Raw genomic sequence first — 23,350 nt, 5'->3', positions numbered from 1 at the left:
TAGGCGAGGCACATAGCGATCGTTTCCGCCGTCAGTACCCAAAACGATCGTATATCGCCGCAATTCCCATTCGATATATCAATAACGCTGCCCTTTTTATCGCTATATATCGTTGCGCCCTGCCGAGTCGCGGAATCTGCCATCCGCAGAAACTGGTTGTCATGGACAAAAGCTGCTCAAAATGATGCCAACTTTTTGCAGGATACCAATGGCTTTCAGACGTAATGTTTTTGTCTTGTTTTGGCCTTGACAGGTAGCAAGCTCTTCCATGACACTCCGGTTACGCTGCAGGGGTGGGCGCGGTGACAATGGCTTCAGGCCAGCACCAGAGTCCTACAGTGACAGGGTATTTGGGGGGACCATATGGTACAGAATTTGTCTATCGGACGACGGCTTCCGCACGGCAGCGTCAAGGCCTGGTTACTTGCAACGGGCTGCATTACCGCAATCATCGCTACCAATTCCGCTTCGGCCCAGACAGGCCCGGTTGCCGATCCCGGGGTAGCGACACCGGTGGCGACGACGCCCGCCGACCAAGCGTCCGGCGTCGAATCGGACATCACCGTCGTCGGCTTCCGACAGAGCCTGAAATCCGCCGCCGACGCCAAGCGCCGCGATATCCGGATTACCGACGGAATCACCTCGGAGGATATCGGCAAATTCCCTGCGCAGAACATCACTGAAGCAATTCAAAGGATTGCCGGCGTCCAGATGTCGAACATCAACGGACGCGGCGCGACGATCAGCATTCGCGGCCTTGGTGCCCAATATGCCCGCACGACGATTAACGGGCAGACTTTCGCCAGCGCCGACTTCAAGGACGGCTTCCGTTACGACATCGTCCAGACGGATCTCGCAAGCGCGATCCAGGTGATCAAGTCACCAACGGCTGACATGGACACCGGCGGTCTCTCGGGCACGGTCAACATCGATACGGTCAAGCCCCTCGCCTACAGGGGCCCGCGCTTCATCCTCGGGGTGAAGGGCTACAATTCCGAATATCGCGGCAAGCAGATTACGCCGAAAATCAGCGGTGCCTATATCGGTAGCTTCGCAGGCGGCACGTTGGGCGTGATGGCGAACGTCAGCTACCAGGAACTGAAGGATCGCGGCGACTACGCGTTCGTCAAGAACTGGTACAATCCCGGTGTCGTCGATCCCACCAACTATGTCCCCGGCAACTTCCGCCTGCGTCGCATCGATCGCGACAGCAAGCAACTGATGGCCAGCGGCGCAATCCAGTGGAAGCCGCAGTCCAATTTCGAAGTCCTCCTCCAGGGTACATATTCGAAGGACGACACGCGCTACGATACGCAGCAGCTGGTGTTCGGCCGGTGGAACCCCACCGACAAGACCAATCCGAGCAAGATCACGGTCAACCACACCGCGAATGGCGTGGCGGACAAGATCACGATCAGCAATTTCGGGGTTGGCAACAACGACCAGCCCGAGACGCGCAACCTCAAGACCCAAGCCTATACCGGCACGGTAAACTGGCAGCCGGGCGATACCTGGAACATCCACGCGGTTGCGCATTATACCAAGGGGGACGCCGATCTTCGCGAATTCGCCTCGATCGATGGCGCAAACGTGGCTGCCGGCGGTTCGCTCGACATCTCCGACCCGACGAACGTCAAGTTCAACACCGATCCGGGCGTGTGGAACGGCACGCTGTTCAACCCGGCGAACCGCACCTATTTCGCCTTCGTCGACGGTGCGACGCACATTCAGACCGCCAAGGACGTCTCCGGCCAGCTCGACGTCACTAAGGACGTCGGCGCTTTCGGAGTGAAGTCGCTCGTGTTCGGCGTGAAATATCACCACGAGAGCTTCCAGACGGACGCCTTTCGGCATGACCGCGACGCAGACGTATCCAGGCCCGACCTCTATCCGGAATACGCCTTCATTCCGAACCTGAGCACAACCGGCATTCGCGTCACGAACTTCCTGGACGGGAAGATCGGCATTCCGGACAGCTTCCTCGAAACCAATGCACCGCTGTGGCAGTCGATCCTCGCATCGAAGGGCATCACCGTGCCGGACGTGCGCGACTTCGCGAACAGCTATCGCGTCGACCGCTACATTCCATCCGTGTATGCGATGGCCAATGTCGACACGGTCGTGTTCGGCAAGACGCTGCGCGGCAACCTCGGCGCTCGCTACGAGCACACGCACCAGAACGTATCATCCAACCTCACCGCAGGCACCGACAGCGGCTCGGCACTGCTGAGCAAGCAGAACGTGATCCAGGATTATGGCAATGTCCTGCCAAGCGCCTCGTTCGCCCTCGACCTGACGAACCGGCTCGTCGCCCGCGTTGCGGTCGCCAAGGTGCTGGTACGCCCGCTGCTCAACAGCCAGACGCAGATGGCCGATACCTTCGTCACCGACAATACCGGGATCCGCCCCAGCGTATCCGTATCAAACGGTGAATCGCGATTGAAGCCGCTGACCGCGAACCAGGCAGATATCAGCCTGGAATATTATTATGGTCGCGGGAATTCGATCAGCGTCGCCGGCTTCTACAAAGCCGTGAAGAACGGGACGTTCACGCAATTCTACTGCCCGACCTCGTTCAACGGCGTGACGCTGAACGGCCAGGTCGGCAACTGCCAGTCTGCCGATGGTGGAACCGACTATAATTTCAGTCGCAAGCTGAACGACAATAGCGTCATCCACATCAAGGGCGTCGAAGTCGCCGCATCGCAGAGCTTCGACGACTTCCTGCCGCTGAAGGGCTTCGGCGCGACGGGCAACGTCACCGTCGTCGATGCGGACTCGCCCGCCCTCGGCACTGGCTTCAACCTGCGCGACCTGTCGAAGCTGACCTGGAACCTGACGCCGTACTGGGAAAACCAAATGTTCAGCGTCCGCCTCTCGATCAACCATCGCAGCGCGTACAAGCAGGATGCGTCGACCAGCTTCTTCGTCGACGGCGGCCAGATCCACACGGTGCGCGCGCGCACCCAGTTCGATCTGGCGACGGGCTTCACCCCGACCAAGTATCTCAGCTTCACGGGTGGGATCATCAACCTGAACAACACCCACGAAGATGCGTACCAGACGACGGCGGACACGTTCCAGCTCGCCAGCCGGACGGGTCGGACCTACTACCTGTCCGCCACCGCCCGCTTCTGACCCACGTAGCCTAACGAGAAACGATCCCACCCTGTCATGACAAGACTCTCCTACCTCCCCGTTCTGGCGGGCCTTGTCGTGCTGGTGGTGGCCGATGCCGCCCAGGCGCAGACGCGCGATACGATTGCGGCGCGGGATGCGCTCGGGCGGCTCGGCATTCCGGCCACGAGTGTAACGTTGGCGGTCAAACCCGCGGCCAAACCCTATTACCGGGTGCGGGTCGCGCGGGGCGGCCACATGCTGGTGCAAGGGTCCTCCTCGGTCGCATTGGTGCACGGGGCGACGCAGTATCTGCAGCGGCAAGGCCGCTTGTCGCTCAGTTGGGAGGGACGCCGGATCGCGCCGATCGGCACCCTACCGAGCGGGGATACCGGACCGGTGGAATCGTCCTTTGCGCTACGGACGTATTTGAATACCTGTACCTTCGGTTACACCACGCCGTGGTGGACCTGGGACGACTGGACCCGCGAGATCGACTGGATGGCGGCGCGCGGCATCGACACGCCGCTGGCGATGGAAGGCCAGGAATATGTCTGGCCGGGCGCTGTGGCGCGACCAGGGTCTCGAAGACGCGACGATTGCCGACGGCCTCTCCGCGGCACCGTTCCTGCCGTGGCAACGGATGGGGAACATCGCAGGCTACCGCGCCCCGCTTTCTGCCGGCTGGATCGAGAAGAAGCACCGGCTGCAACGCCAGATCCTCGCGCGGATGCATTCGCTCGGGATGAAGCCGATCCTGCCCGCTTTCTCGGGTTATGTGCCCAAGGCGTTCGCCGATCGGCATCCAAAAGCGAAGATTTACCGGATGCGAGCGTGGGAGGGGTTCAGCCCGACCTACTGGCTCGATCCGTCCGATCCGCTGTTCGCCACGCTCGCGAAGCGGTTCACGCAGCTCTATACACAGGCTTATGGGCCCGGAGACTATTACCTCGCCGACGCCTTCAACGAGATGGTACCGCCGATCGCTGAAGACGGCAGCGATGCAAGTGAGGCAAAATATGGCGACAGCATCGCCAATTCCGCGGCGACCCGCGCCGCCGCCCTCCCCGCCTCCGTCCGCGATTTCAGGCTTGCTGCCTACGGCGAGAAACTGTTCCAGTCGGTGACCGCTGCCGCGCCGAACGCGACCTGGGTCATGCAGGGCTGGTTGTTCGGCGCCGACAAGACCTTCTGGACGCCAGAGGCGATCCGGTCGTTCCTCAGCCGGGTGCCCAACGATCGGATGCTTTTGCTCGACATCGGCAACGACCGTTACCCCGGCATCTGGCAATCGACCGGGGCTTTCGACGGTAAGAAGTGGGTCTATGGCTACGTCCACAATTATGGCGGGAGCAATCCGGTCTATGGCGACCTGGGCTTCTATCGGGACGATCTGGCAGCGCTGGCGCGGAGCCCGTCCCGCGGCAATCTGACCGGGTTCGGCATGTTTCCCGAAGGCCTGAACAGCAACTCCGTCGCGTACACCTATGCCTATGATCTCGCATGGGGAGAGGCTGCGCGCCGCCCGGTTGCGGACTGGATCGCCGAATATGCCAGGGCACGCTACGGCGCGGCCCCGCCAGGAATGGTGGCCGCGTGGGGCAAGGTGATCAGCGGCGCATACAGCACGCGCTACTGGACGCCGCGCTGGTGGCAGAACAAGGCGGGCGCGCATCTGTTCTTCAAGCGCCCGACACTCGCCGGGGCCGAGTATCCGGCCGCACCGGGGAACGCGGCGGAGCTGCGCGCGGGGATCGCGGGTCTGCTCGCGAACGCGCCGAGGCAACCTGCCCCGCTGCTGGTCTATGACCTGATCGATTTCTCGCGCCAATACGCCACCCTCCGTCTAGACGACCAATTGCAGGCGGCGATCAAGGCCTACGCCGCCGGGGATATCGCAAGCGGCGACGCCAATGCTGCGACCGCAGAGCGCCTTGCGCGCAAGATCGATGCGCTGATCGGCAACCAGCAGGAAACGCTGGGAAGCTGGATCGCGAGTGCGCGGGCTTATGGCGACACGCCAGTCGAGAAGGATGCGTTCGAACAACAAGCGAAGGCGATCGTCACCGTCTGGGGCGGTGAAGGCAATCTGTCGGACTATGCCTCGCGTGCGTGGCAAGGTTTGTACGCCGGTTACTACCTGCCGCGCTGGCAGATCTTCCTCGCCGCGCAGCGCAAGGCAGCCCAGGCACATACCCCCATGGACGAAACGGCGACAGTCGCCGCGGTCAAGGCATGGGAGCAGACTTGGCTCAAGGACGGTCGTGAGTGGCCCCGGCAAAGGCCTGCTGCGCCGCTGGTGGAGATCCGCGCACTGCTGGCGGAGGCGGACCGCCCATGACCGATACGATCGGTTCCGCCGCTCCCCGCCGCTTCACCGCACTCGATGTGTTTCGGGGGATCACGATCTTCCTGATGATCTTGGTGAACACCGCCGGACCGGGCGCTCCTGCCTATGCCGAGCTGGTCCATGCCAAATGGTTCGGCTTCACGCTGGCAGATGCGATCTTCCCGAGCTTCCTGTTCGCGATGGGTAATGCGATGAGCTTCGCGATGCGCAAGCCGTTGCCCGCGCGGCCCTATCTTGCGCGGTTATTTCGGCGCGGGGCGACCATCTTCGTCCTCGGTTTCCTGATGTACTGGTTTCCCTTCGTCGCGCACAGCGAAGCCGGGTGGGAACCGATCCCGTTTGCGCTGACGCGCGTCCCGGGCGTGCTGCAGCGGATTGCCTTATGCTATATCGCGGCGGGCGTTTTGGTCCGCTGGCTTTCCGTTCGGCAGATCCTGGTGGCGTGCGCCACGCTGCTGCTCGGCTATTGGGCGATGCTGGTGTTCCTGTCGGCGCCGGGCATGGCCTATGACAAGTTCGGGACTATCGGAACGCATCTCGATCTGTGGCTGCTCGGCCCGGGACATCTTTACAAGAAGGACGGGGGTTTCGATCCCGAGGGGCTGTTGGGCACCCTGCCCGCCATCGTCAACGTCCTGGCGGGGTATCTGGCTGGGCGCGCGGTGCAGCGCGATGCCGATCTGTCTCGGACGGTGCGGGTGATGGCACTGATCGGCGTCGCGCTTGTCGTCGCGGGTCTTGCCTGGTCGCCGTGGTTCCCGATCGCCAAGAAACTGTGGACAGGGTCCTACGTCCTGCTGACGACCGGAATCGACTGCATCGCCCTCGCAGGCGTGATCCAGTTGGTTGAGGTTACCGGTTTCCGGCGCGGCACGCGCTTCTTCGTCATCCTCGGGCGCAATCCACTGGCGATCTACCTGTTCTCGGAACTGTTCGTGACCGCGATCAACCTGATCCCGGTCGGTCCCGATCACGGGCTGTATGGCTGGGTCGGGATCGAAATCTTCCAGCGGATCGCGCCGGGTGCGCTCGGGTCGCTGGCGTGCGCGTTAGCCTATACGATGCTGTGCTGGGCGGTGGGCTGGTGGATGGATCGCAAGGGGTTGGTTCTCAAGGCCTAACCCCGCGATTGGGAGGACAGCCCCTTCGCCGAGAGGGAGTTCTCCGGCGTCACCGCAGCGTGCGTCGATAGAATTCGAGCGTCAACGTCATGGCCTGGAGGAACAGCGCTGGATCGTAGCGCGGTCCTTCGTCGCGCAGGAACGCATGTTGCGCGTTCATCTCATGCCACTCGTACGGGGTGGCACATTCCTCGAGCCGCGCCCGGATCGCTTCGCGCCCGGCGAACGGGACGTGCGGATCCTGCCGTCCCCAGACGAACAGCATGTCCGCCGCTAGATCCGCAACCCGCGCGAGACTGTCGTCGGCCTTGCCCTCGCCCAGGGTTCCGGAATGAATGTCGGTCGGGTAGAAGCACGCTGCCGCCAACACCCGCGGATCGAACGCCGCGCGATACGCCAGGTGACCGCCGAGACACACGCCGAACGTCGCGAGCTTTCCGTTACAGGCCGGATGCGCCGCCAAGGTCGACAGTGCAGCAGCTGCGTCGGCGTCATAGGCAGCGACCGATTTCACGACCTTGAGCGCGTTGCCACGATCCGTCCCGGCTGGGTCATAGGCCAACACCGTGCCCGCCGCTTCGTATTCATGATAGACTTCGGGAACGGCAACGACATAGCCGTTGCCCGCGATCATCGTCGCCAGCCGCCTTATCGGTGCCGTGACCTGATAGATTTCCGAGAATAGCAGAACACCCGGGAACGTCCCGTCGCCTGCGGGTCGGAAGAGATGCATCCGCATCGTGCCGGATCCCGCGACATCGACATCCAGCGTTTCGTCCGTCCGCACGATCATCGTCATTCCCCCGCAGCGCCGATTTGCCCATCCGCCCTATCGGACGATGCCCTCTGCGGGGCAAGGGCCGGGCGCAGCGGGCAATCGGCGCGAACCCGCGATCGGGTTCGCGCCCTCACCGTCAGTTGCGCAGCGAATCCGGAACGACGCCGCCATTTTCCGCGAGCTTCGCCATTACCGCCTTGTGCAGCGCGATATTCTGTTCGGCGCTGCCGTCGGCACCCGCATGGACGCCCAGTTCGGTACCCAGTTCCTTGCGTGCGGTCAGGCTCGAATCGAGGTCGAGCAACTTGAGCAAATCGACGATCGACGATTGATAGTTACCGCCGCCGTCCTTCAACGATGCCATTTCCGAAAGAACCGCGCCTACGTCGACCGACTGAACGGGTTCTGGTGCGGGCGCAGCAGCTGCAGGCGTTTGCGTCGGCGCAGGTGCGGGTGCCGCCTGGGCCGGCGCGGCGGGCGCGGGCGTCGCGGCCTTTGCCGAACCATGATGGAAAATCTTGCTCATGATGTTCCCGAAAATGCTCATTCGATGTCCTCCTCGAAATGCCTGCGGATCGGCTGCTTGCCGCGCAGCGCACCAACGGCGCAGCGAAGGCAAAGGTCCCGCGCGATCTTCGCCTGCTGGGAACGTCCCGTCGCAGCGGTTGTTGAGGACGCGTGCCGATTGCGTTCACAACAGGAGCAACTTTCGTGAAGACATCCTATCTCGTGCTGGTCTCCGCCGGCGCGCTCGCGCTGGCGAGTTGCGGCAAGAAGACCACGGTCGACAATACGACGATGACCACGACCAACACCGAAATGACAACCGCATCGACGTCGCCGGTCGTCACGCCGGCAGCCGGGCAGACGTTTGCGAATACGGCCGCCGCAAGCGACGCGTTCGAGATCGCGACGTCGAAAATGGCGCTGAACAGCTCGTCTTCTACCGCGATCAAGAAATATGCGCAGAAGATGATCGACGCGCATACCGAGTCGACCGCCAAACTGACCATGGCAGTCAGCGGCCTGACCCCGCCGATCGCACCTGATGCGACACTGACCGCAGCGCAGCAGCAGACGGTGGACGGGTTGAAAGGAAAGACCGGCGCCGAGTTCAATCGCGCCTATATCGATGCCCAGACGACCGGCCATCAGCAGACCCTCGACGCCTTGAAGGCATATGCGGCATCGGGTGACTTGCCGGCGCTCAAGACCTTCGCGACGAACCTGGTTCCGACCGTAACGGCGCATCTGAACATGGCCAAGGGCCTGAAAGCCTGAAGCAATATTGACGCGGAACCCCCGTTCCGCGTCAATATTTCCGAGCAGTGACGATTCTGTTCGAGACTAGAAGTTGAAGCGAACGCCCACGCGGTAGGTCCTGCCGACGATGTCGTACAAAGCCGGGTTGGCGTTGAACGGTGACCGCGCCGGATCCTTGTCGAACAGGTTGTCGACCTTAAAGTATCCGCTCACCTTCTTGGTGAAGTTATACGTCCCGCCGATATCGATATAGAAAGACCCGGGCATGAACCGGTTGTCGACGGTTGGTTCATTCGGCGTCGAGAGCGGGCACGTGCCGGGCGAGCAGACGACATATTGCTGACCGATCGTACCGTCGCTGAACCAGCGCTCCTGCACCAGCAGGCTGAACTGATCATTGTCATACGTTTGAACCGCAAGCCATTTCCACTTCGGAGTGGAACCCAGGTTCACCCCTGCGCCCTCCGACGGAATCGTGCCCGGCAAACCGGTGTCGGTGATGTATTCTTGAATATGGGTCGCGAGGCCACGAACCGTGAAGTTGCCCGGCAAGCCCAGAGGGCGCTGCCAGCGATAGCTTGCCTCGATGTCGAAGCCACTCGTCTTGATCGACGCGAGGTTGAACGACTGGACGTTGACGAAGTTGGGCCCGTCTTGGTTGTTGAGATTATACGCGCTGCAGGTCTCGGGCAGGATGTTGCGGAAGCACAAGTCAACGATCTGCCCAGCACCAAGGCTCGACACGACATCCCGGATGTTGATCTTGTAATAATCGAACGACACGCTGAACCCCGGTAGCCAGCTCGGGTTCGACAGCACCGCGCCGAACGACGTGTTGCGGGCGATCTCGGGCGTCAAATTGGGGTTGCCCACGGCATTCTGGATCGCGACGACGTTCACGTTGCGAACCGGATCAAGGAAGTTCGGGAGCGTCGTAGTAACGGGCGCCGCGAACAGTTCCGACAGGTTTGGCGCACGCACGTCGCGCGACGTCACGGCGCGCAGGCGAAGCCCTTGGATCGGCGTATCCCAAGTTCCACCGACCTTCCAGGTCCAAGCTGTACCGGACGTGCTATACTCCGTTACGCGGGCCGCGCCGTTGATGTTGGCGCGCCCCAGCGTTTCCGAATTGAGGATCGGCAGGTCAAGCTCAGCGTAGGCTTCCTTGACGTCGAATGCGCCGTTGCCGTTCTTGTAATTGCCCGCATACCAATTGTTGCCAGCCGCCAGCAGGGTCGGATCCGCCGGATAATCCGCGGTATTGGGGCTGATGCTGCTCACGCCAGCGCCGTAAGCGTCGGCGCGCACCGTGTAATATTCCTTGCGATACTCTCCGCCGAACGCGACTGCCAACGGGCCTGCCCACAAATCGATCGGCGACCCGGAGAAGTTGACGCTGACGACATCCTGGGTCAGCCGCATGCGCTGCAACGGACCCTTCGCCGGGCTGACATATTCCTTGGCGGAAGCCGATGGCTCGGCGCCACCGAAGATGTTGATCGGCTGACAGCCGTTCGCGCGTGCGACAGGGCTGGCGCAGACGATCGCGCCATTCAACTCGACCGCTTGGATCGCCTGATTGAAGTGCGGCGTGAGCAGGACATTGTTAACATCGACTGCAATGTTGTTGATGCCACGCTCGTAATAGGCGTCGTAGGTCCACTTTGACCCGCCGATCAGGACCTTCCCCTTCGCACCGACCACGTAGCGATACTGTCGACGGTCCGTGAACACCTTGGTGTTGGGCAGGATGGCGTTGCTGGTTCCGTATTGGAAACTGGTGATGCCGGCGGTCGCGCACGCTGCCCTTACCGACGCGGGCAGATACGGGTTGGCACATTGGAGCGTGAGACCAGGCCGGTTCGCGCCATTGGTCGGTTGGTTGTTGGTTTTGACCTGAGCGACGTTGATCGTTGCGTAGATTTCATTGTCCTCGGCAAAATCATAGCCGATCCGGCCGTAGCCGACGATCCGCTGGATCGCGGATTGTAGCGAGCGCCCGGTATCGATGTTGCCGGACGTGTCCCCTCCCACGCAGACGCCGGGATAGCAGCCGTTGACCGTACCCGCAGCGTTGCGCGAGGGCGTACCATTCGACCCGTAATTGAACGCGAACGGTTGCCCATTCTTGTCAAACGCAGTTCCCTGCAACGGCCCTGCCGTAATCAGACCGTATTTGGTGAAACCGGTACTCTGAACGTTGTCGAGCAAAAGATATTGCGGCGATCCGTCGTTGATTACGTTCCGATTGACCAACGACGTCTGGGTGAACCAGGTGCGTCCGTTGGCCAGACCGAGCCCGAAATCGCCGGGGCCGACGCCCGCTTCCTTCGCATACTCACCACTGGCGACGACGTGGAGGCGGTTGTTGAAGAAACTGCGTCCGGCGGCGAGCTGGATCAGGCCCTGTTCGTTGTCGCCGTACGTCGTGATGCCGCCCTGAATATTGCCTTTTATGCCCGTAAAGCGCGTGTCCGTTATGAAATTGACAACGCCGCCGATCGCATCCGAGCCATATGACGCAGATGCACCACCATTTACGACGTCGACTCTCTGGATCAGCAGTTGTGGAAACTGGCTGACGTCAGTGACGCCGGTATAATAAGCGCCGACGACGCGCTGTCCGTCAAGTAGCGTCAAGGTCCGGATCGGACCAAGTCCGCGCAACGATAGCGAGCTCAACCCCTGTTGGCCGCTGGAGGTGCTGAACGTGTTGGTCGCGGACCCGCTGGAGCCCTGCAGGGATGGGAGCTGCGCGATCGTCGTGAAGACGTTGGGTTGGGCATTGCCCTGGATCTGCGCGGCACCGATCACGGTCGTCGGGGTGGGGGCGGCGAACCCGTTGGAGACGATCCGCGACCCGGTCACGACGATGTCGTCACCGGTGCCGTTGTCGAGCTCGGCGCTGGTGGGCGGGGTCGGAGCGATCGTGCCGGGGGGAACTTGCGCAGCCGGAGCAGCCTGCGGACCGGGAGCGGGTGTTTCGCTGGTCGCAACCTGACCGAACGCTGCGGTCGCGCTCATGGCGCACGCCAAAGCAACCATCCCGGCGGACAGACGGACCTGGCTCCGGAACGCAGCGATCCGGTTTGCGTCCGCTACCATGGCTCGTGAACCACGCGCACCAATTGCGGGGACCGATGCGTCGCGAACCATCTGTTCGATCGTCTGTGATGAAAACTTATTTCGTTGGGCCGTCTGCAAGGCACCTCTCCCCGTTTGCAATGTACGATCGGCGCTTTTACGCCCTGGCGTTGAACGTCCTTTGCGGTGCGACCCGCCGTGAACGTTAACGTTATCGCGGCTTGGTATGGAGGTGTGGGGATCTAGTCAATAGTCGGACTCGTTTGACAAAACGCCCATGATTTGGGCAAAGGTGCCGAACTGCGTAGCTTCCTGCGCCGCGGCACGATCCGCCGCATGATCGTACCGATAGTCGTTCAAACAAAATTACAGATTGTTCGGATAACGTTAACGTGAAAGGGTGTCATGGCGGGGGATAGCAGAGCCGACCATGGCGGGATGAGACGCCCGTTTCCGTATATTCGGTGGACGATTATCGCGCTGTTCGTCGTCGCGATGATCCTGAACTATCTCGCCCGGTCGGTGCTGGGCGTCGCGGCCCCCGTCATCCTGAGCGAGCAGGGAATCTCCAACGAGCAATATAGCTGGGTGACCAGCGCGTTTCAGCTTGGGGTCATGTTCCAGCCGCTGGTCGGCTATTTTCTCGACGGTTTCGGGCTGCGACTTGGCTTCACGCTGTGCGTCGCGATCTGGTCGCTGATCACCATCGCGCACGTGCTGGCGCAAGGCTGGCCATCGTTCGCGGGTCTGCGTCTGGCGCTCGGGCTTGCGGAAGGATCGGCGCAGCCGGCGGGACAGAAACTCATCGCGGAATGGTTTCCTGCGCGCGAACGCGGGGTCGCGGGTGGCATCTACAACATCGGGGCTTCGTTCGGCGCGGTCTTCGCACCGCCCCTGATCGCCTGGGCGGTGATGACTCAAAGCTGGCGACTGGCGTTCGTCGTAACCGGCGGTCTCGGGCTCGTGTGGTGCGTGGCGTGGTTGCTATGGTACCGCACGCCCGCGCAGCATCGCCGGCTCGGTGCCGCCGAACGGCTGCATATCGAGAATGAGCAGGTCGCCCGTGCCCCGGGCGCTGCAAAGCGTCAGCCGATTTCTGCGCTTCTGCGGCGGCGGAACCTGTGGGGCATCGCCCTGCCCCGCCTGCTGGCCGATCCCGTCTGGGGCATGTTGTCGTTCTGGATGCCGCTATACCTCGCCCGCGAGCGCGGTTTCGATCTCACGCTGATCGCCATCTTCGCCTGGCTTCCGTTTCTCGCCGCGGACCTCGGCTGCCTGTTCGGCCCGGCGGTCGTGGCATTGCTGCAGCGGCGCGGCGTATCGCTGATCGATGCACGGCGATGGGCGTTCACGCTCGGTGCGGTGATGATGACGGGGATGGCGTTCGTCGGATTGGCGACCAGCCCCTATGTCGCCATCGCGCTGCTGTGTCTCGGCGGGTTTGCGCATCAGACCCTGTCGGTGACCGTCATCACCATGGCGTCGGACCTGTTCCACCGGGACGAGGTGGCCACCGTGACTGGCTTTGCCGGTCTCGCCGCAAATCTCGGCGTCCTGATCTTCACGCTGTCACTGGGCAAGCTGGTCGATCAGGTCGGCTATGTTCCCTTTTTCATCGTATTGGGCGTTCTCGACCTTATCGGCGCCGCCATCCTCTGGACCTTGGTACGCAAACCCGCATGACGCAGTTACGCAATCCCGTGCTTCGCGGCTTCAACCCCGACCCGTCCGTAGCCCGGGTGGGAGAGGACATCTACGTCGCGACGTCGACCTTCGAATGGTATCCAGGGGTGCAGATCCACCATAGCCGGGATCTGGTGCACTGGCAGTTGGCGGCGCGACCGCTGATGCGCGCGAGCCAACTCGACATGCGCGGGGATCCTGATTCGTGCGGCGTATGGGCGCCCGATCTGACCTATACGGACGGTCGGTTCTGGCTCGTCTACACCGATGTGAAGCGATACGGGCAAACCACCGTGAACGGCGCGTCGGGCGCGTCGCTACGCGACTTCCACAATTATGTTGTGACGTGCGACACCGTCGACGGCGAATGGTCCGACCCCGTCTTTCTCAACAGCAGCGGATTCGACCCTGCCCTGTTCCACGACGACGACGGGCGAACATGGCTGCTCAACATGCTGTGGGATCACCGCGCGGGCAACGGGCGCTTCGCTGGCATCGTGGCGCAGGAACTCGACCGGTCGACGCTGCGGCTGATCGGCGAACGTCGGACGATCTTCCACGGTACGGTCATCGGGTTCACGGAAGGACCGCATCTCTACAAGCGCGATGGCTGGTATCACCTGCTCGTCGCGGAGGGGGGCACCGGGTGGGACCATGCGGTCACGATGGCGCGATCCCGGTCGCTGTTCGGTCCGTACGAGGTCCATCCGGACGTTGCAGTGCTCACCGCGGCGGGCCGGCGCGACGGACCGCTGACGCGGGCGGGGCATGGCGACCTGTTCGATCTTGCAGACGGTACGACCTGGATCGCCTACCTCTGCGGGCGACCGCTGCCATCGCGTGAACGGTGCGTTCTCGGCCGGGAAACCGCAATGCAGCCGATGGTGTGGGGGGAAGACGGATGGCTCAGAACCCAAAACGGAGATGCGCGCCCGGACCCCGCACCACAGGCGCCCGCCTTGCAATCGGCACCGTGGCCGACCGTCCCGTCCGACGGCACGTTTGACGGTGAGGCGCTGCCTGAAGCGTTCCAATGGCTCCGCACGCCGGATTCCGCGAAGCTGTTCAGCCTGCGCGCGCGGCCCGGTTTCCTCCGGCTTTACGGTCGGGAAACGGTCGGGAGTCCGTTCAGCCAGTCGCTCGTTGCACGGCGACAGCAGGATCTGTGCTACACCGCCGCCACGCGGATCGACTATGAACCGACCAATTTCCAGCAGGCGGCCGGGCTCATCTGTTACTATAACAGCACCAAGTTCCACTACCTCAACATCACGCACGACGACACCACGCGGCAATTGCAGGTAATGACCGCCTCGCCGGAGGACGGACGCTGCGGGACCACCGTGGTGGTCCCGCATCTCCCGGACGGGCCAGTCGAATTGCGGGTCGACGTCGATCACGACCAACTGCGCTTCGCGTGGCGGCTCGCCAACGGTGAGGAAGAATCAGACTGGATCTGGCTCGACCAAATCTATGACGCGAGCATCCTGTCCGACGAGGCGTCTTTGCCGGGACTGCCCAATTTCACGGGAACGTTCGTCGGCATGGCCTGTCAGGACATGGGCGGCACAGCACTCCCCGCGGACTTTGCCTTCTTTCGATATGAAGGACGCGACGGGTAGGACGGTTCTCGTCGTTACCAATCACCATCGGCACGTCCTTACAGCGGCTGGAAAAGGCTATTGCGAGCGCGGGGGCGCCGTCGACTGACGTCGGATGATGCTGTGCGGCAGGACGCGTTCGGCGTGATCGGTGGTGTGCTTGGGCGCGGCGATTTCGGTGACGAGCAATCCGAGCGCTTCCGCCGCCAGTTGGCGTACCGGCTGGTGGACGGTGGTCAGCGGCGGCCATAAGGTTACCGCCGCAGTCGTATCGTCGAACCCGACCACCGTCAGTTCCCCCGGCACGTCCAATTGCCGCCGATGCGCGACGGAAACGATCGCTGCCGCCATGTCGTCGTTGCTCGCGAAGATCGCGGTCGGTGGTTGCGCGGAGTCGAGCAGTTGCTCGCCGGCGACCAACCCCGATGCGTAGCTGAAGTCGCCTTGGGCAACGGTGGTTTGAACCCCCTCACTCTCGCGGACAGCGGCATGGAAGCCGGCGAGACGTTCGGCGCTTGCCGCCTGATCGGGGTTCCCCACTACGAAGCCCAAGTTGCGGTGCCCCAGCGCGATCAAATCACGCGTCATTTCATACGCCGCCTGCCGGTCGTCGATGCGGACACAGATCGCCCCTGGCACCCGGTGCGCGCCGACGCACGCAAACGGTATGCCCGCATCGCGCAAAACCCGCAGCACGGCCGGCGATTCGCCGAGCGGTGGCGTCAGGATGACGCCCGAAACGCCCGATGCCCCCAACGTTTCGATTGCGGCCAGTGGCGGGAGACGGCCTCCCTCGCCTTTTACGATGATCAACCGCGCGCCGCGCTCGGATGCTTCCTCGAACACCCCCGTCAGGAAGTCGCTCATGAAGGCGGCGCTCGGATTGGAATAGACGACACCGATCCGCAGCTCGGTCGACGTGACGAGATTGCGCGCAGTCTGGTTTGGCCGGTAGTCCAGGCGGCGGATCGCTTCGCGAACGGTTGCCCGCGTATCGGCGCCCACCCCCGGCTGACCGTTGATCACGCGGGATACCGTCATCGCCGAGACGCCCGCCGCTGCCGCGACGTCCACGATGGTCGTGCTTCGTCCCGGGACCACCTTCCGTGCCAATTCCGCCCGCCCTTACCCTGCTGCCCTACCCTTGCCTGGACTAGCCAATTTCACGGCGGGGGCAACACCGATCGGCGCCGACGAGGATGCAACGATCCCGGGAGTCCGTCGTTTGCATGGCTTCCCCAGACAGATTGAAGGACCGACATGTTCGGACACACCAAGAAGGTACGCTACGCCGTGGTCGGCGGCGGCCAGATTTCGCAGCAGGCGTTCATGCCCGGCGTGGCGCAGACGGACAATTCGGAGATGACGGCGCTGGTCACGGGCGACCCCGTGAAGGCGGACAAGCTCGCCAAGCTGTACGGGATCAAGGCGTGGTCCTATGCGGATTATGGCGCCCTGCTGGCATCAGGCGAAATCGACGCGGTGTATGTCGCGACGCCGAACTTTCTGCATTTGCAATATGCGGTACCGGCGCTCGAAGCGGGTATCCACGTCTTGCTCGAAAAGCCGATGGCATCAAGCGTCGCGGAAGCCGAACAGATCCTGGCAGCCCAGCAGAAGAGCGGCGCCAAGCTGATGATCGCTTATCGGCTTCATCACGAACCAGGCACGGTCGACCTGATCACGCGCGCCCGCGCCGGGGCATTCGGCGAGCTACGCAGCTTCTCGTCGGTCTTCGCGCAGAATGTCGCCGAAGCGAATTCTCGTGGCCACAATGGCTATTGGGGTGGGCCAGTGCCGGACATGGGGACATACCCGCTGAACGCGGTCCGCAACCTGTTTGGTCAGGAGCCGATCGCCGTGCATGCGGTAGGCACCAGAACGGCCGGGCGCGGGTTCAACTTCGACGATACCGTGGCGGTGACGTTGCGCTTTCCGGACGACCGGATCGCGCAGTTTACGGTCAGTTATGCAACCGCCTCGTCGGAATTCTTCGAGCTCGTTGGGACCGAGGCGAGCGTCCACGCCAATCCAGCATTCATGTTCGGTCCCAAGGTCGGGATCTCCTACGTCGAACGCACGGAAGAAGGCAGCAAATGCCGCAGCTTCGACCCGGTCGAGCAGTTCGGCAACGAGACCCAGTATTTCTCGAACTGCATCCTCAACGATCTTCATCCTGAAGCCGACGGCGAGGAAGGTCTGTTCGATATGCGGGTGCTCGCCGCGATCGAGCAGTCGCTGGAGAGCGGCGGGACGGTTGCGCTCGAACCGGCGACGCGAAGCCGGCACGTCCAGCCCGACCAGGCGCTCAAGCTCAAGCCGGCTAAACAACCGAGCGAGGACGAGATGATCAGCATCATCCCGCAATCGGCCTAAGGCCAGCCACTATAAGGCCGCATTGCCGCCTATCCTTTCGGAGACCCGCGTCGCGTTGCCGCGGGTCTCACGGACGGCTAAAGGCGACGGCAATGCACCTTTCCAAAATCCTGCTTCGATGGATCGTCGCGGCTCTGCTCGCCACGATCGCCGCGTCGGCCATTGCGCAGACCCCATCGGTCTCGAGTCTCGCCCAACAGATCGGTCAGGCCGAGACCGAATTGCGGACGGTGGATGGGTTGCTCGACGGCAGGGTCGATGCGGACGACCAGAAGAAGCTTCGTGGCCGCGCGGTCGCGGCGCAACAATCGATCGGCGATATCACCGACCAGTTGCAACAGCAGGCCACACTGGTCGACGCGCGGATCGCCGGTCTGGGACCGGTCACGCCGGGAGTCGTGGAACCCGCCGAAATCGGCGCGCAACGCAAGCTCCTCGCGCAGCAACGCGGGCTGATCGACGCTGCAATCAAGCGCGGGGGCCTCGCCACCGTCGAATCCAAACAACTGATCGACGAGCTCGACCGCAGCCGCGCACAGCAGTTCAACGAGAAGGTCACCGCGAAGGTCTTCTCCCCGCTTACCCCGTCGTACTGGCGGGCGATCCTCCAGTCGCTTCCGCGCGATCTCAGGCGGACCGAACTGTTCCTGACGCAGGGCACGTCGCAGATCCGGGCGCAATGGAAGAACAGCCTTCCCTGGCAGGTGCTGCTGGGCTTGGTGCTAGGGTTGGTGCTGCTCTTCCCGGTGCGCGTCCGCGCGCGGCAATTCGGTCAGCGCTTTCTGGTGGAGGGTGCGCCCGGTCACCGGGTGCGGCGGTCCGCCAACGCGCTATGGCGTGTCTTTACGGGCACGCTCGCGCCGCTGCTGGCGGCGGCGGCGCTGGTCCAGGGGCTCCGCTGGTCGGGTCTGCTGCCAGAGCGCTGGAGCGGGATGCTCGACGCCTTCGTGATGGCGACCGGGTTCAGTGCCTATACCGCAGCCGTGAGCGGTGCTCTGCTGATGCGCCATGGTCCTTCATGGCGGGTTGCACCGATCGACGACGCAACCGCCTCCGCGCTCCGCCCGCTGTCCTGGATGTTGGCGGGGCTGTCGTTCGTCAGTATCCTCGCCAGCGCCCTCAATCGGGCGATCGGCACGAGCCAACCGGCGCAGGTCGCGACGCAAACGCTCACGGCCCTGCTGCATCTGCTGCTGATCGGCGTTTTCCTGATCGTTCTTGGGCGGTTGCGCACGAACCGCGCCGACACCGAGCAGCAACCGGAAAACGTCAAGACCAGCGCTGGCATCGGTCTGGGGACGCTGCTCGCGTGGGTGCTGGTCGCGTCCGCGCTCGTTGCGCTACTCCTGGGATATATCGCGCTCAGCCTGTTCATCGCCTGGTTCATCAGCTGGGCGACGATCCTCGGCATCACGCTGTACCTGCTGATGGCCGCCGTGGACGACGTGGCGACCAGCATGTTCGTTCGGGACAGCCGGTTGGGGGTCACGGTTACGCGGGCATTGGGCGTGCGCCCGAGCATGGTCGACCAGTTCGGCGTGCTGCTTTCCGCGGTGTTGCGTGTTGCGCTCATCCTGGTGGCGCTCGGCCTGCTCGTCACACCGTTCGGCGGAAGCGCCGGGGCGGGCGAAATGTTCGGACGCCTTGGGATCCTGGCGCAAGGCGTCGAATTCGGCGGCGTGTCGATCTCGCCGGCCAACATCCTGCGGGGCGTGATCGTTTTGTTCGTCGGGCTGGCGCTGGTCCGTGGCTTCATGAGCTGGCTCGAAAACCGGTATCTGCCGATCACCGATCTGGACGGCAGCGGACGCAATTCCGTCAGCTTGGTGGCGCGGTACGTCGGGATCGCGATAGCGTTCATCTGGGCGCTGGCGTCGCTCGGCATCGGGGTGGAGCGCGTTGCGTTGCTGCTGTCCGCGCTGTCGGTCGGGATCGGGTTCGGTCTCCAGGCCATTACGCAGAATTTCGTCTCGGGCCTGATCCTGCTGGCGGAACGCCCGATCAAGATCGGCGATCTCATCCGCGTCGGCACCGATGAAGGCGACGTCAAGCGGATCAGCGTGCGGTCGACCGAAATCGAGTTGGCCGACCATTCGACGCTGATCGTCCCCAATTCCGAACTCATCACCAAATCGGTGCTCAACAAGACGATGGCGAGCCCGCTGGGGCGGATCCAGATCCAGTTCTCGGTGCCGCTCGACAGTGATGCGCAAGCCGTGAAAGCAATGGTCCAAGAGGCTTTCGCTGCCGAAGACGCCGTGCTCACGGATCCGGCGCCAGCAGTGTTCGTCGACGGAATTGTTACCGGGCGGATCGCGTTCAACTGCTTCGGTCACGTCGGCCATCCCCGCGCAGCCTATTCCGCGCGGAGCGCGGTGCTGATGACGTTGCTGCAACGTTTCCGCGCGGAAGGGATCGATATCGGCACGGTTCCGCAGCGGATCGAGCTGGTCGCCTATGACCCGTCCTTACCGACCCCGCCCGTACCGACATCGGGCACGTAACGAGACTATCGTCCGAGCGATATCATGCGACGCTTGGATCGACAGCGCGATGCGGCCGGGCGGGACTCAGCCCAGGCGTCTGACCTTGACCGGTTGCTCCGCATTCGGGGAGATCGGCGCGCGTTCCTGCTGAAGACCGTCGCGATGCGCGCGTGCCTCGACCGCAAGGGCGGACGCAACGTCGTCGACAACCTGATCCCACCGCCCCCACGAGCGCTGCCGGAACAAGCGAACGGAGGGATACCACGGGCTGTCCGTGCGGTGCTGCAGCCAGCGCCAGTCGGGAAGAAGCGGCAGCAGCACCCAGGCGGGCAGCCCGAGGGCTCCGGCAAGGTGGACCGGCGAACTGTCGATCGAGATCAACAGGTCGACTTCGCACAGGATCGCCGCGGTATCCTCGAAGTCCGCAATCTGGGGACTGAGGCTTACGACGGTCATGCCGGGGGGCGGCGTCAACGCCTGTTGCTCGGTGGGGCCTTTCTGAATGGAAAAGAACGTCACGCCGTCCTGTGCCAGCGGCTGTAGCTGCTCCAGCGTCATCGATCGGTTGGCATCATTGAAATGCGTCGGTCGACCCGCCCAAAGAAACGCAACCTTCAACCCCGGATATGGCGAAAGCCGGTCGCGCCAGACGGTCCGCCGTTCGGGCGACGCCGACAGATACGGCATCGGCGAGCCGGGAAGGTCCTCCAGCGTCAACCCCATGGCGTGCGGCAAGCTCATCATCTCGCAATGCAGGTCGAACGGCGGAGGAATCTGCCCGCGCACCGTAAGCGCATCGAACCCGCCCATACGCTCCGCCAGAGCAGCCGTCTCGTGGTTGATCTCGAGCACCACGGTCGCCTGACTTCGTGCTTTCGCCCAACGGACCATCCGCATGAACTGGAACGTATCGCCATATCCCTGTTCGTCGTGGATCAGCAGCGTGCGCCCGGGGATCGCGCGACCATCCCAACGTGGCCGCTGGACCTTGCGTTCGATCCGGGTGGTGTGGGCAAGGCCATAGCGATGGCTGTATTCCCGCCAGCCCCGCTCGAACTCGCCGAGCAGCAATAGCGTCTCGGACAGGTCGAAACGAGTCGACACGTGCCCCGGCAAGGCACCGACGAGCATTTCCTGGATCGGTCGCGCCTCCTGAACGCGCCCCTGAACCCGGAGCGCCTGCGCCAGCAACGCCCAGACCGCAACGGGCCCGGCCCCGCCCGCGATCAGTGGGCGGATCAACGCCTCTGCCTCGCGGCCTTTGCCGACGGTGAGGAGCGGCCGGATTTCGGCTTCGAAGGCCTGAACGTCGAAGACGGGTGGAGTCATCCGGCGACCAGTCGCGGCCCGCGCTTCGTCCGTGCCTTGGACACGCCGCCGGCGACGTCGTCCGGTGCAGGCAGCGCCGGATCGATCCCCAGCGCATCGAGGAGCGGCATGAGGTGTTGCGCGTATGGACGCCAGCGTCCGACACTGTCTGCGTGCAGCGGCTGGCGGACCTGGTTGAGGCTGGCGGTGCGAATGATCCGCTCGGTACGATGGAATTCGAGACACGCCGCATTCCAGTCGAGCCCGCAGAACGCGACCATCCGCCGTGCCTCGGTGTCGATGTCTCCGACGATGTCCTCATAGCGGACCTCGAGGAACCGGTCGGCGGGCAGCACCGCCCGCCAATGATCCATGAGCCGGTCGTATGCCCGATAGAATTTCCCAAGCTCGGTCAGATCGTAGGCGAACTGCTGTTCGCGCGTGAACAGCTTGGTGTAGCAGGACAGGCAGGTGTCGACCGGATCGCGGCGGACATGAAGGATCCGCGCCTCGGGCAGCATACGGTGGATCAGCCCCGCAAACAGGAAATTGGAGGGCATCTTGTCGATAACGCGGCGGCGATGCGTCGCGAGCGGACGAATTCGATCGAGATACTGCCGACCAAGGGCGGCTTCACCCTCGAGGGTGACGGTCGTTGCGAATGCCGGATAGAGACCGGCGGCATTGATGACTTCCTGTAACGCGGGCAGCTCTCCGGCGCCGAAGACGTGCGGATGTGACGCGAGGATCTGCTCGACCAACGTCGTTCCGGAGCGCGGCATTCCGAGCACGAACACCGGCAGATCGCTGCCGGCCGTGTCCGCCGCCGGGCGTTGGAGGCGATTTGCGGGGAAAGCCGCGGCGATCTCGCCGATCCAGCGCTCCGTCCGTGCCGCATCGTAGGAGACCGTTGCGCGTTTGCGGCGATTGCCGTGATCGAGATGGTCGAAGGCGCGCTCGGCGTCCCCGGCGTCGAGCCAAGCCTTGCCCAAGGCAAAGTGCAGCGCCGTCCGATCGGCCTGACCCTCGACCCCGTCTTGCGCAACCAACGCTTCCATCGCGGATATACGGGGATCGCCCGGCTCGAACCGGTGAAGATCCGCAAAATTGAACCACGCTGCGACAGAGCGTGGAGACCGCGCCAGCACCATCTCGAAGGTTGCTTCGGCACCGCCCCTGTCGCCTTGCTCCATCAGCAGGATCCCGCGATTGATCAACGCCTTCTCGGACGCAAACCCGCTCGGTTGCGCCGCGCGATCGAACGCGGCGAGCGCGTCGGTCAGCTTGTTCTGGGCTTGCAGGACCTCCCCGAGAATATTCTGGGTCTCTCCATCATCAGGTGCCGCCGCAACGGCGCGGCGCGCATCCGCCAGCGCTTCGTCGAGCCGGTCGAGCTGCCGCAACGCCGTTGCCCGCACGCCCAGAGCACCGACGTGCAGGGGCGCAAAACTGAGTAAAGCATCGATCCAGCGCAGCGCTTCGATGTGGCGATCGCGACCGATCTCGACCGCGGCAGCGTTGATGTAGGCGTCCGGCAGACGGGGATTGGTATCGATCGCACGACGGGCGGCGGCCATGGCCTCGTCCGGCTCACCGAGATCGTTGAGCAGGTGCGACAGATTGCTCATGGCTTCGGCATAAGCCGGCGCAAGCTGCAACGCCCGGACGTAGTGCACTCGCGCCTGCTGGAGCCGCCCGAGCCGTTTCAGGGTATTCCCGAGATTGCTGTGTGCCTCGGCATAATCGGGCCGCAGCCCGACCACGCGTTCCAGGCACGACAGGCTCTCCTCGAGCTTGCCCGCTTCCTGCAGGATGATCCCCAGGTTGTTCCACCCGGCGACCATCGTGGCGTCCATCGTTACCGCGCGGCGCGCGGCGACCTCCGCTTCTTCGAGCAAGCCCTTCTGGCGACACATCTCTGCCAGGTTGCTCAAATAGATCGCCTGGACGCGCGGCGCCTGACAGGCGCGACGGAGATGGTCGATCGCGATGTCGAGATTGCCATAGGCATGCGCCATCAGCCCCATCAGATGCAGCGCGTCGGACTGGCCGGGCCATATCGCCAGGACGTGCTGGCAGAGGCGCTCCGCCTGGTCCGCCTGGCCGGCATTCCAATGCGCGTTCGCTTCTATCAGCGCCTGGTCGATCGAAAGTCCGGTCGGGGCGGGGTTGCTCATGCGAGG

14 protein-coding genes and 1 pseudogene are annotated in these 23,350 nt (G+C 63.4%); 9 read left to right on the top strand and 6 right to left on the bottom strand.

The window, feature by feature from the left end; translation table 11 throughout:
• The first annotated feature begins 513 nt into the window (after window positions 1-513).
• From ABIC16_RS09845 to ABIC16_RS09830, 4 genes and pseudogenes are all read left to right on the top strand, one after another.
• Entirely contained in the window at window positions 514-3,138 is a 2,625-nt protein-coding gene (locus ABIC16_RS09845) for a TonB-dependent receptor (RefSeq protein WP_354290934.1), read from the top strand.
• Between the two features lie 36 nt (window positions 3,139-3,174).
• Window positions 3,175-3,621: pseudogene (locus tag ABIC16_RS09840) on the top strand (alpha-N-acetylglucosaminidase N-terminal domain-containing protein); the annotation flags it as partial.
• 46 nt (window positions 3,622-3,667) lie between these two features.
• Entirely contained in the window at window positions 3,668-5,458 is a 1,791-nt protein-coding gene (locus tag ABIC16_RS09835; protein ID WP_354290933.1) for an alpha-N-acetylglucosaminidase, read from the top strand.
• Window positions 5,455-6,588 carry an acyltransferase family protein gene (locus ABIC16_RS09830; protein ID WP_354290932.1) on the top strand — a complete coding sequence of 378 codons (1,134 nt, stop codon included), beginning with the start codon at window positions 5,455-5,457 and terminating at the stop codon, window positions 6,586-6,588. The genes ABIC16_RS09835 and ABIC16_RS09830 overlap by 4 nt, the downstream gene beginning before the upstream one ends.
• Window positions 6,589-6,637: 49 nt before the next feature.
• On the opposite strand, the gene ABIC16_RS09825 is transcribed toward ABIC16_RS09830, so the two are convergent.
• Window positions 6,638-7,387, bottom strand: a complete 750-nt coding sequence (locus tag ABIC16_RS09825) for a dienelactone hydrolase family protein (protein WP_354290931.1) — start codon at window positions 7,385-7,387, stop codon at window positions 6,638-6,640.
• A 115-nt stretch (window positions 7,388-7,502) separates the two neighbouring features.
• Window positions 7,503-7,913, bottom strand: coding sequence for a DUF3597 domain-containing protein (locus ABIC16_RS09820; protein ID WP_354290930.1), 411 nt, complete (start codon window positions 7,911-7,913; stop codon window positions 7,503-7,505).
• A 164-nt stretch (window positions 7,914-8,077) separates the two neighbouring features.
• On the opposite strand from ABIC16_RS09820, the gene ABIC16_RS09815 reads away from it, so the two are divergent.
• Window positions 8,078-8,647, top strand: coding sequence for a DUF4142 domain-containing protein (locus ABIC16_RS09815; RefSeq protein ID WP_354290929.1), 570 nt, complete (start codon window positions 8,078-8,080; stop codon window positions 8,645-8,647).
• Window positions 8,648-8,713: 66 nt separating this feature from the next.
• On the opposite strand, the gene ABIC16_RS09810 is transcribed toward ABIC16_RS09815, so the two are convergent.
• On the bottom strand, window positions 8,714-11,653 hold the full coding sequence (locus tag ABIC16_RS09810) for a TonB-dependent receptor plug domain-containing protein (protein WP_354290928.1): 2,940 nt from the start codon (window positions 11,651-11,653) through the stop codon (window positions 8,714-8,716).
• Between the two features lie 498 nt (window positions 11,654-12,151).
• On the opposite strand from ABIC16_RS09810, the gene ABIC16_RS09805 reads away from it, so the two are divergent.
• Both ABIC16_RS09805 and ABIC16_RS09800 read left to right on the top strand, forming a co-directional pair.
• Window positions 12,152-13,396 carry an MFS transporter gene (locus ABIC16_RS09805; RefSeq protein ID WP_354290927.1) on the top strand — a complete coding sequence of 415 codons (1,245 nt, stop codon included), beginning with the start codon at window positions 12,152-12,154 and terminating at the stop codon, window positions 13,394-13,396.
• Window positions 13,393-15,018, top strand: a complete 1,626-nt coding sequence (locus ABIC16_RS09800) for a glycoside hydrolase family 43 protein (protein WP_354290926.1) — start codon at window positions 13,393-13,395, stop codon at window positions 15,016-15,018. The genes ABIC16_RS09805 and ABIC16_RS09800 overlap by 4 nt, the downstream gene beginning before the upstream one ends.
• A 57-nt stretch (window positions 15,019-15,075) precedes the next feature.
• Here the strand turns inward: ABIC16_RS09800 and ABIC16_RS09795 are convergent, their stop codons facing one another.
• Window positions 15,076-16,071: a LacI family DNA-binding transcriptional regulator gene (locus ABIC16_RS09795; RefSeq protein ID WP_354290925.1), complete on the bottom strand. Its 996-nt coding sequence runs from the start codon at window positions 16,069-16,071 to the stop codon at window positions 15,076-15,078.
• Window positions 16,072-16,257: 186 nt separating this feature from the next.
• Between ABIC16_RS09795 and ABIC16_RS09790 the strand changes: the two genes are divergently transcribed.
• Both ABIC16_RS09790 and ABIC16_RS09785 read left to right on the top strand, forming a co-directional pair.
• Window positions 16,258-17,373, top strand: a complete 1,116-nt coding sequence (locus tag ABIC16_RS09790) for a Gfo/Idh/MocA family protein (RefSeq protein ID WP_354290924.1) — start codon at window positions 16,258-16,260, stop codon at window positions 17,371-17,373.
• A 92-nt stretch (window positions 17,374-17,465) separates the two neighbouring features.
• Window positions 17,466-19,877 carry a DUF3772 domain-containing protein gene (locus tag ABIC16_RS09785; protein ID WP_354290923.1) on the top strand — a complete coding sequence of 804 codons (2,412 nt, stop codon included), beginning with the start codon at window positions 17,466-17,468 and terminating at the stop codon, window positions 19,875-19,877.
• Window positions 19,878-19,943: 66 nt separating this feature from the next.
• Here the strand turns inward: ABIC16_RS09785 and ABIC16_RS09780 are convergent, their stop codons facing one another.
• Together ABIC16_RS09780 and ABIC16_RS09775 are read right to left on the bottom strand one after the other, a co-directional pair.
• On the bottom strand, window positions 19,944-21,188 hold the full coding sequence (locus tag ABIC16_RS09780) for a glycosyl transferase family 8 (protein WP_354290922.1): 1,245 nt from the start codon (window positions 21,186-21,188) through the stop codon (window positions 19,944-19,946).
• Window positions 21,185-23,344, bottom strand: a complete 2,160-nt coding sequence (locus ABIC16_RS09775; protein WP_354290921.1) for a tetratricopeptide repeat-containing sulfotransferase family protein — start codon at window positions 23,342-23,344, stop codon at window positions 21,185-21,187. The genes ABIC16_RS09780 and ABIC16_RS09775 overlap by 4 nt, the downstream gene beginning before the upstream one ends.
• Between the last annotated feature and the right edge of the window lie 6 nt (window positions 23,345-23,350).

The sequence above is a fragment of the Sphingomonas sp. PvP055 genome (assembly GCF_040546365.1).
GTDB classification, from domain to species: domain Bacteria; phylum Pseudomonadota; class Alphaproteobacteria; order Sphingomonadales; family Sphingomonadaceae; genus Sphingomonas; species Sphingomonas echinoides_A.
Note: the sequence above shows the minus strand (reverse complement) of the source record. Positions and strands in the feature narration are given on the sequence as shown.